Origin of the sequence: Streptomyces smaragdinus (assembly GCF_009604385.1) — a bacterium.
Taxonomy (GTDB): domain Bacteria; phylum Actinomycetota; class Actinomycetes; order Streptomycetales; family Streptomycetaceae; genus Streptomyces; species Streptomyces smaragdinus.
In genome coordinates, this window is sequence record NZ_WEGJ01000002.1 from 354,376 (window position 1) to 370,295 (window position 15,920).

Here is a 15,920-nt window from a genome sequence, read left to right on the forward strand (position 1 = left end):
CCTTCCGGTCGTCGAGCAGTGTCCGGGGCGATGGTCGCACAGTGGCTCCTAACGGTCGGATCTGGAGATCAGAGCGCTTCGGTGGCCAAGGCCATGAGCGTACGGGCGGTCAGAACGCGCGTACCGCGGGCGGCATGCCCGGGAAGTCCGCCGACTCGCTCACGGACGCCCATTTCCCGACCTCGTCGAGCGCGCCGCGGTAGACGCGGGTGAGGTTGCGGACCGCCTCGGCGCCGAGCGGGAGGCGGAGCGGGGCGTCGGGGGTGTCGAGCATGTCGCGGATTATCCGGGCGGCGCGTGTCGGGTCGCCCTCCTGGGCGCCGTCGGCCTCGGCCATGTTCGTGCGTACGGCGGCTGTGGTCTCGTCGTAGACCGGGCTCTGCTGTGCTGTGTTGAGTACGTCGGCGGCGTTGAACGCGGTGCGGAAGCGGCTGGGCTCGACGATGAGGACGCGTATGCCGAACGGTGCGACCTCGCCGGCGAGGGCTTCCGACCAGCCCTCGAGTGCGAATTTTCCGGCGGAGTAGCTGCCGACGGCGGGGAATGACATCCGCCCGCCCTGGCTGCTCATCTGTACGATCGCGCCCGAGCGACGCTCCCGCAGGTGGGGGAGGACGGCACGGACGTAGGCGGCCGGGCCGAAGAGGTGCTGCTCGAGCATGGCGCGCAGCGCGGCGTCCGTGATCTCTTCGGCGGTGCCGACCTGGCCGGCGCCGGCGTTGTTGACCAGTACGTCGACGCGACCGAACACCTCCAGGGCCCGCTGCACAACCGCCGCCGCTCCCGCCGTGTCGCGCACGTCGTGCTCGACGGCGAGGAGGCGGTTCCCGTATCGGGCCTTGAGTCCGTCGAACCTGTCCGCCCGTCGTGCGGTCCCGATCACGTGCTCGCCGGCCTCGAGCGCCGCCTCGGCGAGTGCCAGGCCGAGGCCGGAGCTCGCGCCGGTGATGATCCAAGTCTTCGTCGTGGTCATGGTGCCGACGCTAGAGCTTCGAGCGCACTCGAAGGCAAACCGCACCAGAGGGTGCCCGTCCTGACACCCGACAAAGGCGGTACGGGGAATGTCGGGTGGACGGGGGCGGTGTCGCCGCACGATGGGGGGCATGGACGACACGACCTTGGTATCCCGTTTCCTCCGCGACGGCTTCGTGAAGCTGGAGGGCGCCGTCGCCCCGCGGGTGGCCGCGGACTGCGCGCGGCTGCTGTGGCGGGAGACCGGCTGCGATCCGGACGATCCGTCGACGTGGACGCAGCCCGTGCACTGGGTGGGCGGCATGGCGCAGGGACCGTTCGCCGCCGCGCCCAATTCCCCGTTCCTGCACCACGCGTACGACCTGCTCGTCGGCGCGGGGCGCTGGGAGCCGCGGTACTCGCTGGGGACGTTCCCGCTGCGCTTCCCGCACGAGGAGGAGCCGGACGACGCGGGCTGGCACATCGAGGGAAGCTATCTGCCGGAGGGGGAGAGCTGGTACTTCACGAATCTGCGCTCCCGGGGCCGGGCGCTGCTGATGCTGTTCCTGTTCAGCGAGGTCAAAGAGGCGGACGCCCCGACCCGGATCCGGTCCGGTTCACACCTCGACGTGCCGAAGGTGCTGGAGGCGTACGGGGAGGACGGGGCGAGCGGGCTGGCCCTCGCGCCCGATCTGGTGGCGGCGTCCGATCACCGGCCGGTTGCCCTTGCCACGGGGTCCCCGGGCGATGTCTTCCTGTGCCATCCGTTCCTGGTGCACGCCGCGCAGCCACATCACGGGGTGCGGCCGCGTTTCCTGGCCCAGCCGCCGCTGATGCCGGCCGCGCCGTACGAACTGGAGCGGGCCGACGGTGCGTACTCGCCCGTGGAGACCGCGATCCGCCGGGGCCTGGGACGGGACACCCTCGCCGGGTAGACGTGCCTCGCGGATATCGTCGGCAGGCCGGCCGTACAGCGGAAGGAGGCCGGGCATGCTGGAGCGGCTGAACCAGGCCATGGAGCACATCGAGCGCCATCTCGACCGGACGGTCGACGTGGCGGAGCTGGCGCGCGTCGCGGCCACCTCGGAGCACCACCTGCGCCGGATGTTCTCCGCGCTCGCGGGCACGCCGCTGTCGGAGTACGTACGGCGCCGGCGGCTCACCCTCGCGGGCGCCGAGGTGCTCGCGGGGCGGGACACGCTGCTGGAGATCGCGGTGCGCTACGGCTACGGCTCGGGTGAGGCTTTCGCGCGGGCGTTCCGTGCCATGCACGGCGTGGGGCCGGGTGAGGCCCGGCGGACCGGCGCCGCGCTCAGTTCCCAGTCCCGGATGGCCTTCCGCCTCACCGTCGAGGGGAGGAGCAGTATGCGGTACCGCGTCGTGGACCGGGCGGACTTCGCCGTCGTCGGGTTCAAGGCCCGGGTGCCGCTGGTGCACGTGGGTCCGAACCAGGCGATCATCGACTTCGTGCGGGGGATCGACCGGCGGGCTCTGGAGCGTCTGGAGAAGCTGTCGGACCAGGAGCCGTACGGCATCGTCGCGGTCTGCGACGACCTGGACCCCAGCCGTGCCGAGGGCACCGAGCTGGACTACCACCAGGGCGTGATCACCTCCGCGCCCGCGCCGGAGGGCACGACCACGCTGCCCGTCCCGGCCGGTACCTGGGCGGTCTTCACCACCTCCGGGCCGGCGCCGCGGGCCATCCAGGAGCTGTGGCGGGACGTGTTCACCGAGTGGTTCCCGTCGAACCCGTACCGCACCCGCACCGGCCCCGAGATCCTGCGCACCCGTCTGTCGCCGGAGGGGACCGAGGCCGACGCCGAACTGTGGCTTCCGGTGGAGCCCGAGCACGGTTGAATGTGTGACCGTCTGGCGCTGAGGTCGGCACCACCCCGAGGAGGGGTGCGCCGAACGGGTTTTCCGGCTCGCGGCGCCTGCCTGTCGCGACCATTGTCCGCCGGCGTACTCAATACGGTGCGATCGTGTTGAACCTCCGTAGCGAAGGCGAGGCATTCCCGGCCGGGGCGAGAGCCCGCGGGGCCGTGCGATGACGGCGCTCGCGCGGTCCGGTGTCGTGGACGGGCGGGCGCCCGACGACATCGCACTGCTCGCCGATCCCGCACTGACTGCGGTCATCGTCCGGCCGCCCGAACGCCCGCCCTGGCTCGATGAGTTGGAGCAGGCGGTGGTCGCGGGAGAGCTGTTCGTCGAGCGGACGACCCTCGAGTCCGTTTCGCTGGACGACTTCGCGTCGTGGGCGCGCGAAGCTCTCACCGGCGCGCCGGCCGGTGTTTCCGCGGCGCTCCGGGACGACATGGCCGGGATCCTGGCCCAGGTCATGGAGACGGCGCGGATCGGCCGGGTGATGGTGCGCGTGTTCACCGAGGCACCCACGCGGCGGTGCGGCTTCCACGTGGACACCGTGCCGCCCCAGGCGCCCACGATCGGCGCGGTGCGCGTCTACAACGGCGCGACCACGGAGTACGTGCACGGTGACGACGTACTCGGCACGGCGGAGTTCTACGGGTACCTCGCGCACCGGGAGCGGCTGTCGCGGGAGGCGGCACGGACGGAGGGGGCGGCGCTCGGCGAACTCGTCGCGATGGACGAGCGGCCCTCGTTCCTGCGGCCACGCACCACGGTTCACCGGGTGCCGCCGGATGCCACCGTCTACTTCCGGCACATCGACGTACGGCGGCACTGGTCACCTCACCCCGTGTCCGACGCGTGGATCCACCGGTCGCCGATGTGCGGCGGGGCCAGGCTGGTGCTCAACGTGTCCCCCGCGGAGCGTGCGCGCCGCCGGGGTCCGGGGTGAGCAGCACGTGAGTGAGGTCCGGCAACGACGGATCCAGGGTGCGCAGCAGCCGCAGCACCCGTGCGCCGGCCCGCGGGGGGCCGTGGTGGGCGGTGAACCAGCTGCGCGTACGGCACCGGCCGCCGAGCACTCCCGTCACGGCTTCCACGATGTCGTCCTCGCCGTCGAAGAAGGCCCCGGTGAACGGGTTGACGTACTGCCACCCGCCGAGGATCCGCCGGTTCACGACCACCGGCACCCCCAGGCACAGCGCCTCGGCGAGAACACGCGGCGACGCGTCGAGGACGGCGGGGACGAAGAGGCAGCGCGCCGCGGCCAGCACGGCGAGCAGCGACTCCCACGGGAGCGGTCCCGTCAGCCGCACTCCGGGAACGGGTCCGGCCCCGGGCGGGGCGTCGACGACGAGGACCCGCAGGCCCGTGCGACGGGACAGGCGGCGCAAGCAGCGTTCGGCGAGCGGCCAGTTCTTGGCCTCCTGGCGCCACGGTTCCCGACCGGAGACATGCACGACGTCGGCGACGAGGGACGGCGGCGGCGTTCTCGTCACCCGGTGTGGATCAACCCGCAGCGGGTCGGTGAAGTCGGACTCGCTCACCAGGGCGCGCGGCCCGCCGGGCGGCAGGAACCGGTCCGGATCCCTGAAGCAGTGCAGCCACGCCTCGCACAGAAGTCCGTAGTCACGTTCGTCGCGGTACGCCTCTCCCGGGAAACCCAGGTAACTGGTCGCGCCGGCGAAGCGGCAGCCCTCACGGACCAGCTCCGCCAGCCGCGCGTGGTGGGCGCGGGTGACGACGGGTGCCCGTACGAGGACCCACGGCAGGACATCGCCGCGCGGAGAGGTCACCCGCAGGAAAGGCGTACCCACGCGTCCTTCATCCCCGACCACCACTCGTCCGCACATTCGATTCGACACCGTGGCCCGCGGATCGGCGCGGCCACCGACCGGAGGCCCCATGAACCAGCACTCGATTCAGCCCATCAGACGCGACTTGTTCACCGATCGCAACAGCGGCACGCGGATCGAGATCTTCGACGAGCTGAGTGACACGGCGAAGGCCGCGCTGTACGCGTTCTTCCGGCGGACGGGCGACGTACACCTGATGGAAGAGGTCGTACTGCCGCTCTTCTACGACGGCGACTCACAGATCTTTGCCGCGGTCCGCGACAGACCGTGGCCACCCTGGGGCCTGGGTGCCCGCACCATCGTGGCCGTCCTGCAGACCCACCTCGTGGCCGACAGCTGCTGGGGCCTGAGCCCTGTCCACGTCTGCGACGAGGACCTGACGAACGTGGGGCTGTGCGCCGCCCTCTACAAGGAGGCGCTCGAGACCCTGTCCGTGGATCCGTCCGCCGAGGTGCACTACCTCCTGGCCGAGGAGTCGCGGCTGGCGGACGCGGTGTTGCGCCGGGTCGGCTTCGAGCGTTCGGAGGACGTCTTCCTCACCGAGGCCGCGCGCTATCTCACCTACCGGGCGCCCGCCTCCGGGCTGCTGACGAGCCTCGGTCTCGACCGTTCCGACACCGTCGATGTGCTCGCGGGCGCCCTCGACGACGACATGTTCGAACGAAACGCCTCCTTCCACGGGACCATCCACCTGGGGTCCCGCGCCGAGTCGACGGCGCAACGCCTCCTCGCCGCGTCCGAGATCGCCCGCCTCGTACGCGGCGGCCACTACAGCAAGCCCGCCGGGGTACCGACCGGCACCGGCCGGTTCGAGCGGGACGCCGTCGAGGAGGTGGCGCAGGGAATCCGGGAGTTCCTCACCCAGGCCGAGCACGACGAACTGCTCCAGTACGCCCAGGACAAGAAGGCGGACTTCTCACCCGCCTCGGTGCGGCAGCCCGGGAACGACAAGGCGGTGGTCGACGAACGCGTACGCAGCACGCTGGTGCTCGACGACCTCGGCCACTTCGAGCGGCTCCTCACCGAACGCATCAAGGAACACCTCGAGGCCGTCCGGTCCCGCCTGAACCACGCGGCGTTCCCCCTGGGCCGTATCGAACTGCAGCTGACGGCCAACGGCGACCGTGACTTCTTCGGCCTGCACCGCGACAGCGAGGACGGGGACACCCGCGAACTCACCTTCGTCTACTTCCTCTCGCCCGAGCCCCGCCGGTACTCCGGCGGCGAACTGCGCGTCTTCGAGACCGTGCCGGAGGACGGACGACTGGTTCCCACCGACCGCAGTCAGACGATCGTGCCGCGCGCGAACCTCGCGATGTTCTTCCCGAGCCGCCACGATCACGAGGTGCTCCCGGTCCGGGTGCCCAGCAAGGCGTTCGCCGACAGCCGCTTCAGCGTCACCGGCTGGATCCACCGGCAGTGAACGGCGCGGTCGCCTGGACCGTCACGGGCCGCGCCGCACTCCCGCCGGACGCGGCGCGGCGGGCGGCCCGGACGGTGCACCACGCGCCGTTCCCTCCCGCGCCGGGACTGCTGGCCCGCGCCGTGGCCCCCGAAGCCGGCGGGGTGCGCGCCCGGTACCTCTTCGCCTCCGCCGCGGCCGCCGCGGACTTCACCCCGGAGGCGGACAGCGCCCTGCGCCGTCTGGGACCGCTGCGGACGGAGACGGTACGCGCCGTCCCCCCGGCCTCCCTGACGGCGCCCGTCGTCATCGTCTCGCCCCCGCGCTCGGGCAGCACCGCGCTGTTCGACGCGCTGGCGCGGAACCCGGGCCTCTGGTCCCTCGGCGGGGAGAGCGAAGGGGAGATCGAAGGGGTGCCGGCGTTGCATCCGGCGGCGGGCGGATACACCTCGCACGCGCTGGGCGCGGATCAGGCGCAGGTGTACGGGGCGGCGGTGCGTGCGGGTCTGCTCGCCGGGCTGCGGGACGCAGGTCTGCTCACCGAGGCCCGCATCGCCTGCCCGCGCCTGCTGGAGAAGACCCCCGAGAACTCCCTGCGCCTGCCCTTCCTGCTGCGCCTGTTCCCGGACGCCACGATCGTGCGCCTGCACCGTGACCCCCTCGACACGGTGGCGAGCATGGTGCGCGCCTGGGACCACCCCGGCTTCGTCAACATCCCGCAACTGCCCGGCTGGCCCCGTGGCGCCTGGCACCTGCTGCTGCCCCCGGGCTGGCGGGCCTGGGCCCACGACGACCTGTCGCGGGTGGCGGCCCGTCAGTGGTCGGCCGCCCAGGAGGCGATCCAGGAGGCCTACGGCCTGGTGCCGGCGCACCGCTGGCTCGACGTGGACTACGCGGAGCTGCGGACCGCACCGGCCCGGACGATCCGGCGCCTGGAGACAGCCCTCGGCCTGCCCCCTTCCCCGCACCCGGTGGACCTGCCGCTCTCCGCCACCACCATCACCCCGCCGTCCCCCGGCAAATGGCGCCGCACCCCCGGATTCGACCCGGCGGCAGTCCACGAGGTGCTCACGGACCGGCGGCTCCCGCGGAAAGGACCCGGCGCAGTGCCTCCCCCCGACCGACATACCCGTGGCCGTCCCTCCTTCGCGTGCTGGCTCCACGAAGCCGTTGACGAGGCGCCGGCGCAGGACGGCACCGAGTTCGACCCGGCGGCAGTACTCCAGACCGGCATCACCGTCCCGCTGGGTCTGGCGCGCCGCACCCGGTTCAGGGACCGGTTCCTGCCGGACCACCCGATCCTGTGGACCGAGGACCCGGGTACGGGAGCACTCGCCCCCTTCTGGGTGCGCTTCGAGGACTTCTGGACACTGCGCGCCCTCGTACCGGGCCGCCCGCTTCCCGCGGAGCTGCCCCAGCGGCTGCGGACCGCACTGGCCGCCGCCGGAGCGACGGGCTCGCCCCGGACACGCGCCGAGCGGGCCGCCGACGCCGAGGCCCGGTGGACCGGCGCCGCCGGGGACTTCACCCGCACGGACGTGTGCCGGATCGGCCGCATGATCCATCCCGCGCAGCGCGCGGGGCTGCTCGACTACTACGAGCGGCTCATCGCGACCGGCTCATGGCCGCTCGGGGACGCTCAGGTGGCCGGGCGTTACGGGTGGTACAACGAGTCCCTGTCCCGCTTCTTCCACCACCAGTTCCGCTCCCTCGTGGGCCGCCTGGCGGGGCGGCCCGTACGACCCTCGTACTCGTACGTCTCCGCGTACCGCGGGGGAGCGGTTCTGGACCGGCACGTGGACCGTGAACAGTGCGAGTACACCGTCTCGTTGCTGCTCGGCGAGTCGGGCCCCGGCATCGAGGACGGCTGGCCCCTGCACCTGGACACCGCACAAGGCACCGTGTCCGTCGTCGAGCAGCCCGGCGAGGCGGTGCTCTTCCGGGGCACGACGGTCCCGCACGGCCGTCCGCCGCTTCCGGACCGCGGCACCCACACCTCGATGCTCTTCCACTACGTCCCGGCGGACTTCCGCAGGACCCTGTACTGAGGGCGGCCGGATGCGGACCCGGCTACTGCGCCTCCAGGAATCCGACATCGCCGGCGTCCGCCTCGCGGACCTGGGGAGCGATGCGCGCCCAGTGCCGCACCGGGCGGCTGCCGACCGGCCGTACGACAGCGTGGACGCGCGTGAAGCCGGGGGGCACCGGCCCCTGCCCGAACATCACGTCGCAGGCCTCGGCCGTCAGCAGCATGTCCCACACGAGGTGGACGCGCTCGCGCGGACCGCCGTTCTCCGCCGCGTGGACGCAGCCGTGATTGACCAGGTACACCGACCCGGCTTCCAGATGGTGCAGGTCACCGTCGAGCAGCAGCGTCGCCGCCGGATGCGTGACCAGGGGCAGATGGAAGCGGGCCCGTACACCCACCGACCCGTCCCGCGAGCGGATCACGCTGTGTTCCTCGTGCGGGGGGAGCGCGGCGCCGTCGCCCAGCACGTTGACCCGGAAGTTGACCAGGTGGGGCAGGCCCGCGGTGAACGCGGCCAGCGCGCGCAGGCGCTCCGCGTGGTGGAACCGCTTCCCGAAGCAGGACCCGTCGTGGTCCCGGGAGAAGTCGTCGCTCCGGCCGGACGCGTTGAGGAGACTGAACTGCTCGACGCGGCCCCGGGGCCGCGTCCACGCGGTCACGTGCCCGGGTGCCGCGGGCATCGACGGGCGCTGAAGGGTACGCAGCAGCGACACGTCGGCCAGCAGGCGTCCGAGCGTTTCGGCGTCCGCCCGGAACAGGCGCAGACAGCGGATGCCGGGGCGGTGGTAGTTCGCGTCCCGGATGCCTGCCAGAACGCGCCGGAGCGCCTGGTCGTTCATCGGAAGGGGCACCTCTCCAGGAGCAGGTCGAGGTCGGGAAGCCGTTCGGGCAGGGTCGCGAAGTCGGCGAGTACGGACGTGTCCGGGCCGGTGCCGGCGGGACGGACCGGATACGGCGGGGGAACAGGGACGCCGACGGAGAGGAAGTAGTCGTGGAACTTGGTTCCGTCGCCGGCAGGCAGGTCGCCGTAGCTGATCCAGACCGCGGGGATCCCGTAGGCGTGGGCCAGGATGATGCCGTGGAGGCTGGAGGACGCGACCAGGCGGGCGCCCACCAGCCGGTCGACGAAGTCCTCCACGGGCTGCTGGACGTCGACGAACCGCCAGCCGTCGGGGACACCGCCCCGGGCCCGAGCCTTGTCGGCGAAGTGCGGCACGAGGGCGGGCGGCCCCGGACCCGGACCGGCGGGGCGGGGCAGGAAGCGGGGGACGAGAAGCGCGGGGTCGCCGTACACCGGGGGGCAGACCGCACCGCAGCGCAAGGCGGCCTCACGGGTGAGCGGCCCCCTGACGGCCACCAGCTCGGCTCGCGGATCGACGGCCTCCCCGGCGTACATCACACCGGCGCCCCACACGACGGCGCCGGGACCGGCCAGGCCGATGACGCTTCCGGTCACGAAGTGCTTGCGTCCGGGACGGTGGGGCGGGACCCAGCGCGCCGGCACGCCGCGGATCCGCCGGGCCAGCCAGGGGGTGAGCCGGTCGCCGACATTGCCCTGGCTGGGCGCCCGGCACCAGAAGGCGGGGATGGCCTCGTCCACGCCCACGACCCTACAGACGCGACCTGCCTGCTCATCCGCACCTACCACCGGGATGTCACCTGGTTGCGGTACGCCCTCGCCGCCGTACGGAAGTGGTGCCACGGCTTCGCGGAGGTGGTGGTGGTCACGCCGCGAACCGGATCGCCCGCCGTGCGCCGCGCCGCCGGGGGCGACGTACGCGTGGAGGTCTGCCCGGACTACCGCGACGACTACCTCGGCCAGCAGGTGACCAAGCTGTACGCGGACGACCTCACCGACTGCGCGCTCATCTGCCACGTCGACTCGGACGTCATCTTCACCCGGCCCGTCACCCCCGCGTCCCTCCTCACCGACGGGCGTCCGTGGATCGTCCGCCGCCCGGTCACCGCACTGGGCCGGCACCGCCCCTGGCTCGCGTCCACGGAGGCATTCCTCGGGCGGCCCGTCGCCTTCGACTTCATGCAGCAGCCGCCGTTCACCTATCCGCGGTGGCTTTACGCGGAATTGCGCGCCCTCTCGCTGGAATGCCACGGTGTGCCCCTCGACCGATATGTCGTGGGGTGTCCTCCGCGGGGTTTTTCCGAATTCAACGTTCTGGGTGCTCATGCTCATTTCGCCCACCCGGCCGACTTCTTCTGGTACGACACCGACGGCGGCGCGGTACCGCGGCTCTGCCGGTGGTACTGGAGCAGAGGAGGTCTCGACGCGGGTCTGCGTCAGGAGCTGGACGCCATCGTGCGGGGGACGCAGGACGGCGCCGCCCCGCTGGCGGCCGAGGCCGAGTACCGCGTCGACCCGCAGACCAGGTCGTTGGTGGCCGCAAGGCGGGATCCTCCCTTGGCACGGTGACGCGCCGCCCGATCCGCCCCTACCGGGCCCTGGGGGCGGGCGGGGTGCGTGGCCGCAGGCGTTCTCCCTGCGGGCCGAACATGATCAGGTACTCGACCGGGCTGCCGGGGCCGGCGTTCGCGACCGCGTGGGGAGTGCGGGTGTCGAACTCGGCGACGTCCCCGGCGTTCAGGACGAGGTCCTGGTCGCCGAGGGCGAGCCACAGCCGCCCGTACAGGACGCACAGCCATTCCCAGCCGTCGTGGGAGACCTGCCGGGGTCGCGCGGGCGGCTCCTGGACGGCGGGCAGGACGTGTTTGTGGGCGTGCAGGCCCCCGACGTACCGGGTCAGCGGCAGCACCGCCTTGTCGTCGCCGAAGCGCTGGAGCGCGGAGGTACGGGGCTCGGCGGCGGGGGCGATGCCGGCCAGCTCGTCCAGGGAGACCTCGTACTCCTTCGCCAGTTGCAGCACCACTTCCAGGGTGGGCCTGCGCCGGCCGGTCTCGATCCGCGACAGCGTGCTCGGCGAGATGCCGGTCGCGCGGCCGACGCCGGTGAGCGTGGCGCCCCGATGTTCGCGCGCGGCCCGCAACCGGGGCCCCATTGCCGCCAGCGTGCCGGCCACGTCGTCGCCCGTCATCCGCTCAGGCCCCTTCCGGACGTGCCGCTCCATCATCCTGTCCTGCGAGTTTGCCAGAGTGGCAACGGCAATCGCGGTGGACGGTCTCCGCGTCGCATGATCGACGCGTACCCCGCGTCCACCCGCGAACCGAGGAGAAGCCCTATGCAGCCCGAGCCGTCCGCCGTACTCCGCCACCGCACCGTCGAGGCACCGGCCGGGCGCCTGCACCTGGTCGAGCAGGGCACCGGCCCCCTGGTCCTGCTCGTGCACGGCTTTCCCGAGTCCTGGTACTCCTGGCGGCGCCAGCTCCCCGCCCTCGCCGCGGCCGGCTACCGCGCGGCGGCCATCGACGTACGCGGCTACGGACGCTCGTCCAAGCCCGCAAAGACCGACGCCTACCGGATGCTGGACCTGGTGGAGGACAACGTCGCCGTCGTGCACGCCCTCGGCGAGGAGAACGCGGTGGTCGTCGGCCACGACTGGGGCTCCAACATCGCCGCCGCCTCCGCCCTGCTCCACCCCGGGGTCTTCCGCGCCGTCGCCCTGCTGAGCGTCCCGTACGCGCCGCCCGGCGGACCCCGCCCCACCGACGTCTTCGGCGGGATCGGCGGACCCGGGGAGGAGTTCTACGTCTCCTACTTCCAGGAGCCCGGCCGCGCCGAGCGGGAGATCGAGCCCGACGTACGGGGCTGGCTCGCCGGCTTCTACGCCGCCCTGTCCGCCGACACCATGCTCGCCCGGGGCGAGCCCGACCCGCACTTCGTCGCCCGCGGCGGCCGGCTGCGCGACCGTTTTCCCGCGGGCGTCCTCCCAGGCTGGCTGACCGAGGACGATCTCGACGTCTACGCCGGAGAGTTCGAGCGTACGGGGCTGACCGGCGCCCTCAACCGCTACCGCAACATGGACCGCGACTGGGAAGACCTCGCCCCGTACCGCGGAGCCCCGATCAGGCAGCCGTCCCTGTTCGCCGGCGGCACCCTGGACGCCTCCACCACCTGGCTGTCGGATGCCATCGACGCCTTCCCCGCCACCCTCCCCGGCCTGACCGCCTCCCACCTCGTGGAGGGCTGCGGCCACTGGATCCAGCAGGAACGCCCCGAGGAGGTCAACCGTCTGCTGACCGGCTGGCTCGACACCGTCACGGACTGAACCACCGGGCGCGGTCGCCGGTGTGCACCGCGCCGGGACCGGGAACGGGCCTCGACTCCGTGACCGGTCTTGTTCAGGATCATGGACACGGCATGGGGATCACCACGCGGCGCCACGGCAGCCACGAGTAGGCACCGGCAGGCCCGGGAGACGTCCTGGCCTGCCGGTCTCGCGTGGAGACGGCGCGGGGCGATCTCACCAGGGGATCGGCCCGGTCTCGGTCAGAAAGGCGCCCGTCGGGCCGTCGTCGCCCGCGGTCGCCAGGTCCACCGCGGTGGCCGCGCCCTCCCGTGCCGTGCGTATGCCGGTGTGGCGGTTGAGGTCGGTCGCGCAGTAGCCGGGGCTCACGGCGTTGACCAGGATTCCTTCGCTGCGCAGTTCGTTGGCGTAGAGGACGGTGATCGCGTTCAGCGCGGTCTTCGAGGTGCAGTAGGGGAGGAGGACCGAGGAGTAGGCGGTCCACGGGCCGGTGGGGTCGGCCAGGTGTGTGAGAGAGCCCAGTTCACTGGACATGTTGACGATGCGGGCGGCGGGGGAGCGGCGTAGCAGGGGGAGCATGGCGTGGGTTACCGCGATGACGCCGAACACGTTCGTTTCGTAGACCTGTCGGACGGTGGCGGCGGGGGTTTCGCTCGGGATGTGCTGTCCGGTGGCGATCGCGGCGTTGTTGACGAGGATGTCGAGGCGGCCGAACGTGGCGTCGATGTGCTCGGCGGCGGCCCGGACCGAGGTCTCGTCGGTGACGTCCAGCGGCACGAACCGTACGTCGGCGCCGTCGGCGCGGAGCTCCTCGGCCGCCGCCTCGCCGCGCTCGGGGTTGCGGGCGCCGATCAGCACGGTGATGCCGAGGGCCGCGAGCCCGCGTGCCGTTTCCTTGCCGATGCCCTTGTTGGCGCCGGTGATCAGAGCGGTCTTCTGTGATGTGGTCATGGACCTCAGCCTCTCCTCGCCCGTGGGCCGCGGGGAAAGACCAAAAGACTCTGGATCTATAGTCCCCGGGTATGAGTGAGCTGGAAGTACGGGAGCTGCGGTACTTCGTCGCGGTCGCCGAGGAGCTGAACTTCAGCCGGGCCGCGCAGCGCCTGGGGATGGCGCAGCCTCCGCTGTCCAAGGCGATCGCCCGGATGGAGTCCCGGCTCGGCGTGCGCCTGCTGGAGCGCACCACCCGTCAGGTGCGCCTGACCGCCGCCGGTCAGGTGCTGCTCGAGCAGGCCCGGGTCGCGGTCGACGCGGTGCACGCGGCGGGCCGGCGTGCGAGCCGGGCCGGTCGGCCGACGCCCCGGCTCGTTGTGGCGGTCAAGCCGGGCGGCGACGGCGGGCTGCTGCGGGAGATCCTCGTTGCGTACCGGGGAAGAGGTTCGCAGCTGCCGCCGCCCGAGGTCGTCGTCGGCGGCAGTGGGGAGCCGGTCGCGATGCTGCGGGACGGGCGTGCCGATGTGGCGCTGCTGCGCAGCCCGTTCGACGGTCGGGGGCTGGATTCCGAGACGCTGATGGTCGAGCCGCGGCTGGCCGTTCTCCCGGCCGCGCACCGGCTGGCCGGACGCCGGCAGCTGCGGCTGACCGACCTCGAGGGCGAATCGATCCCGCGCTGGAAGGGGGCTGCCCCTTCCGCCGTCGCCTACTACACGGGACGCGACGGAGCCGAGTCGGGCCCGGCGCCGGCCGGCGCTCCCGAGGGGCCGCTCGTGGCCGGCGTCGAGCAGCTCCTGGAGGTGGTCGCGCTGGGCCAGGCGGTGGCGTTCCTGTCGCTCTCCACGACCGAGCGCTACCAGCGCCCGGACATCGCGTACCGGCCGGTCAGCGGCCTCAGCCCCAGCGCGGTCGTGGTCGCCTGGCCGGAGACCTCGCGATCCCCGGCCGTCGCCGCCTTCGTCCGGGCCGCCCACGACGTCGCCGCTCACCGTCCCGGCCATGTGGATGAGGCCGTGCGACATCGCCACCGTCAGGAGGACGGGCGCACTGCAGCCGCGACGGTGGCCCGAACCGTCCCGGATTACTGCGGGGAGTCAGGCGCTCCGGGTCCGCAGGAGGTTGATCACCGTCACCCGTAGTACCGGGTCACCGGCCCGGTCGACGAGTTCGGCGAGGGTGCGGACGATGCCGCGGCCGGGGTCGGAGCGCGAGCGCCGGGTGTCGAGCGTGTGGAGCCGAAGGCGCAGGCGGTCGCCGGGGCGTACGGGCTTGAGCCAGCGCAGTTCGTCGACTCCGGGGCTTCCCAGGCTGGCCACGGTCGACAGGTAGTGCTCGGCGAACAGCCGCATCATCAGCGCGGTCGTGTGCCAGCCGCTGGCGATCAGGCCCCCGAAGGGACCGTTCTTGGCCTCGACCGGGTCGGCGTGGAAGGTCTGCGGGTCGTATTGGACGGCGAAACCGACGATCTCCTCCTCGGTCACCGTGACGCTCCCGAACTCGTAGCGTGCTCCGGCGGTGTAGTCCTCGAAGTAGCGCTCGTCGATCGGTGTGGCGAATTCGCTGACGGCAGTGCTGGGTTCCACGGCTGTTCCTCGTTCGCTCGCGGCCGGTCCGGCGTCGATGCCGGACCGGCCGGTGATGTTGTGTCTGCGATCAAGCCTGTTGCAGACGCTGTCTACATGACAGTGAATGCGGGACTCAAGGGGGGCTGGTTTTGTGCCCGGCGGCAGGGCGGTGGCCCGACCGAGGCAAGATTGGACTTGGCAGTCCTATTTTTGCGTCACATGGTTGGACTGTGAAGTCCATTCTGCGTGGCTCCCGCCGCACCGGTGCTGTGCTGGGTCGTCCTGTCGGTGTCCGCGGCCATGTGGGTACGGACCAGCTCGGGGTGAGCTGGGTGCTGGTCGCCGTCATGCTGTGTCTGACGGCGGGAAGCGTCGTCGGCACGCTGGCGTCGGGCCTGCCCCTGCTGGTCCTCGGGCGCGTGCTCCAGGGCTGGCGTACGTCCCGCGCACCGGGACCGCGGGCCCCGGGATCCTCGCCTCCGGCACCACCGGCACCGGAGCGCCCGGCGAAGGCGGCTACACGCGGCGTTCGCCGTACTGGCCGTCGCGGCGGGCCTCGTCTCCTGCCTGCTCATCCCCGCCGGCACGACCGGCGAGGTCCGGGTCCCCGGCCGGCGCGACACCGGACTGGTCCCCGCCGAACCCACTCGGTGATCCCCGCCGAGAACACGCAAGCAAAGGATCACGCTCATGACTCTCCCCCCGCGCTCCGACCTCGATCAGATCCGTGAACTCAAGGCCCGCTACGTCCGCTTCGCGGACCTCAAGCAGTGGGAGGCGGTCGGCGAACTGTTCACCGACGACGCCGTGATGAGCTTCCACGACGTGGACGGCAGCCTGGCCAACCAGGTGGCGGCGGCGGACTTCGCCCGGGTCGTCGGCGGCCGGGTGGGGGCGGGGCAGCCCGTCCACCATCTGTTCTCGTACGAGATCGAGTTCACGTCCGACTCCACGGCCACCGGTGTGTGGGCCATGGAAGATCTCGTCTTCCACGACCGCTCGGCACACCCCGAGGCCCCGTTCTCCCGTATGCACGGCTTCGGCCACTACCACGACACGTACCGCAAGGTGGACGGCGTCTGGCGCATCGCCGGCACCAGACTGACCCGGCTCCGCCTCGAGTACGCGGGCTGACACGCACGAGCCGGGCACAGGGGCGCC

Annotated in this window: 16 protein-coding genes; 9 read left to right on the forward strand and 7 right to left on the reverse strand. The window is 72.2% G+C overall.

What is annotated here, in order from left to right:
- Positions 1-109 precede the first annotated feature (109 nt).
- Positions 110-973, reverse strand: coding sequence for an SDR family NAD(P)-dependent oxidoreductase (locus SRB5_RS05230; RefSeq protein ID WP_153450213.1), 864 nt, complete (start codon positions 971-973; stop codon positions 110-112).
- 130 nt (positions 974-1,103) lie between these two features.
- Here SRB5_RS05230 and SRB5_RS05235 point away from each other — a divergent pair, with 130 nt between their 5' ends.
- The 3 genes from SRB5_RS05235 to SRB5_RS05245 all read left to right on the forward strand — a co-directional run bounded on the left by SRB5_RS05235 (position 1,104) and on the right by SRB5_RS05245 (position 3,769).
- Complete coding sequence (locus tag SRB5_RS05235) at positions 1,104-1,886, forward strand: phytanoyl-CoA dioxygenase family protein (protein WP_153450214.1); 783 nt, start codon at positions 1,104-1,106, stop codon at positions 1,884-1,886.
- A 55-nt stretch (positions 1,887-1,941) separates the two neighbouring features.
- Positions 1,942-2,808, forward strand: a complete 867-nt coding sequence (locus SRB5_RS05240; protein WP_153450215.1) for a GyrI-like domain-containing protein — start codon at positions 1,942-1,944, stop codon at positions 2,806-2,808.
- A gap of 190 nt (positions 2,809-2,998) precedes the next feature.
- Positions 2,999-3,769 (forward strand): hypothetical protein, encoded by a 771-nt coding sequence (locus SRB5_RS05245; RefSeq protein ID WP_153450216.1) that lies wholly within the window; start codon positions 2,999-3,001, stop codon positions 3,767-3,769.
- Here SRB5_RS05245 and SRB5_RS05250 read toward each other — a convergent pair.
- Positions 3,723-4,634 carry a glycosyltransferase family protein gene (locus tag SRB5_RS05250; RefSeq protein WP_153450217.1) on the reverse strand — a complete coding sequence of 304 codons (912 nt, stop codon included), beginning with the start codon at positions 4,632-4,634 and terminating at the stop codon, positions 3,723-3,725. The genes SRB5_RS05245 and SRB5_RS05250 overlap by 47 nt on opposite strands.
- An 88-nt stretch (positions 4,635-4,722) precedes the next feature.
- On the opposite strand from SRB5_RS05250, the gene SRB5_RS05255 reads away from it, so the two are divergent.
- Together SRB5_RS05255 and SRB5_RS05260 are read left to right on the forward strand one after the other, a co-directional pair.
- Complete coding sequence (locus tag SRB5_RS05255; protein WP_153450218.1) at positions 4,723-6,096, forward strand: 2OG-Fe(II) oxygenase; 1,374 nt, start codon at positions 4,723-4,725, stop codon at positions 6,094-6,096.
- Entirely contained in the window at positions 6,093-8,123 is a 2,031-nt protein-coding gene (locus SRB5_RS05260) for a sulfotransferase family protein (RefSeq protein WP_153450219.1), read from the forward strand. The genes SRB5_RS05255 and SRB5_RS05260 overlap by 4 nt, the downstream gene beginning before the upstream one ends.
- Positions 8,124-8,145: 22 nt before the next feature.
- On the opposite strand, the gene SRB5_RS05265 is transcribed toward SRB5_RS05260, so the two are convergent.
- Together SRB5_RS05265 and SRB5_RS35805 are read right to left on the reverse strand one after the other, a co-directional pair.
- Entirely contained in the window at positions 8,146-8,943 is a 798-nt protein-coding gene (locus SRB5_RS05265; RefSeq protein ID WP_153450220.1) for an aspartyl/asparaginyl beta-hydroxylase domain-containing protein, read from the reverse strand.
- Positions 8,940-9,704, reverse strand: a complete 765-nt coding sequence (locus SRB5_RS35805; protein ID WP_194292833.1) for a polysaccharide pyruvyl transferase family protein — start codon at positions 9,702-9,704, stop codon at positions 8,940-8,942. The genes SRB5_RS05265 and SRB5_RS35805 overlap by 4 nt, the downstream gene beginning before the upstream one ends.
- 63 nt (positions 9,705-9,767) lie before the next feature.
- On the opposite strand from SRB5_RS35805, the gene SRB5_RS35810 reads away from it, so the two are divergent.
- Positions 9,768-10,532: a DUF6492 family protein gene (locus tag SRB5_RS35810; RefSeq protein ID WP_194292834.1), complete on the forward strand. Its 765-nt coding sequence runs from the start codon at positions 9,768-9,770 to the stop codon at positions 10,530-10,532.
- A gap of 19 nt (positions 10,533-10,551) precedes the next feature.
- Here SRB5_RS35810 and SRB5_RS05275 read toward each other — a convergent pair whose 3' ends face one another.
- Positions 10,552-11,151, reverse strand: coding sequence for a helix-turn-helix domain-containing protein (locus SRB5_RS05275; RefSeq protein ID WP_153450222.1), 600 nt, complete (start codon positions 11,149-11,151; stop codon positions 10,552-10,554).
- Between the two features lie 144 nt (positions 11,152-11,295).
- Here SRB5_RS05275 and SRB5_RS05280 point away from each other — a divergent pair, with 144 nt between their 5' ends.
- On the forward strand, positions 11,296-12,282 hold the full coding sequence (locus SRB5_RS05280; protein WP_153450223.1) for an alpha/beta hydrolase: 987 nt from the start codon (positions 11,296-11,298) through the stop codon (positions 12,280-12,282).
- A gap of 195 nt (positions 12,283-12,477) precedes the next feature.
- On the opposite strand, the gene SRB5_RS05285 is transcribed toward SRB5_RS05280, so the two are convergent.
- Positions 12,478-13,212, reverse strand: a complete 735-nt coding sequence (locus SRB5_RS05285) for an SDR family oxidoreductase (protein WP_153450224.1) — start codon at positions 13,210-13,212, stop codon at positions 12,478-12,480.
- Between the two features lie 71 nt (positions 13,213-13,283).
- Here SRB5_RS05285 and SRB5_RS05290 point away from each other — a divergent pair, with 71 nt between their 5' ends.
- Complete coding sequence (locus SRB5_RS05290; protein ID WP_153450225.1) at positions 13,284-14,333, forward strand: LysR family transcriptional regulator; 1,050 nt, start codon at positions 13,284-13,286, stop codon at positions 14,331-14,333.
- Here SRB5_RS05290 and SRB5_RS05295 read toward each other — a convergent pair.
- Entirely contained in the window at positions 14,289-14,777 is a 489-nt protein-coding gene (locus SRB5_RS05295; RefSeq protein WP_323377091.1) for a MaoC family dehydratase, read from the reverse strand. The genes SRB5_RS05290 and SRB5_RS05295 overlap by 45 nt on opposite strands.
- A gap of 672 nt (positions 14,778-15,449) precedes the next feature.
- Between SRB5_RS05295 and SRB5_RS05300 the strand changes: the two genes are divergently transcribed.
- Positions 15,450-15,893, forward strand: a complete 444-nt coding sequence (locus SRB5_RS05300) for a nuclear transport factor 2 family protein (RefSeq protein WP_153450227.1) — start codon at positions 15,450-15,452, stop codon at positions 15,891-15,893.
- Positions 15,894-15,920 lie beyond the last annotated feature (27 nt).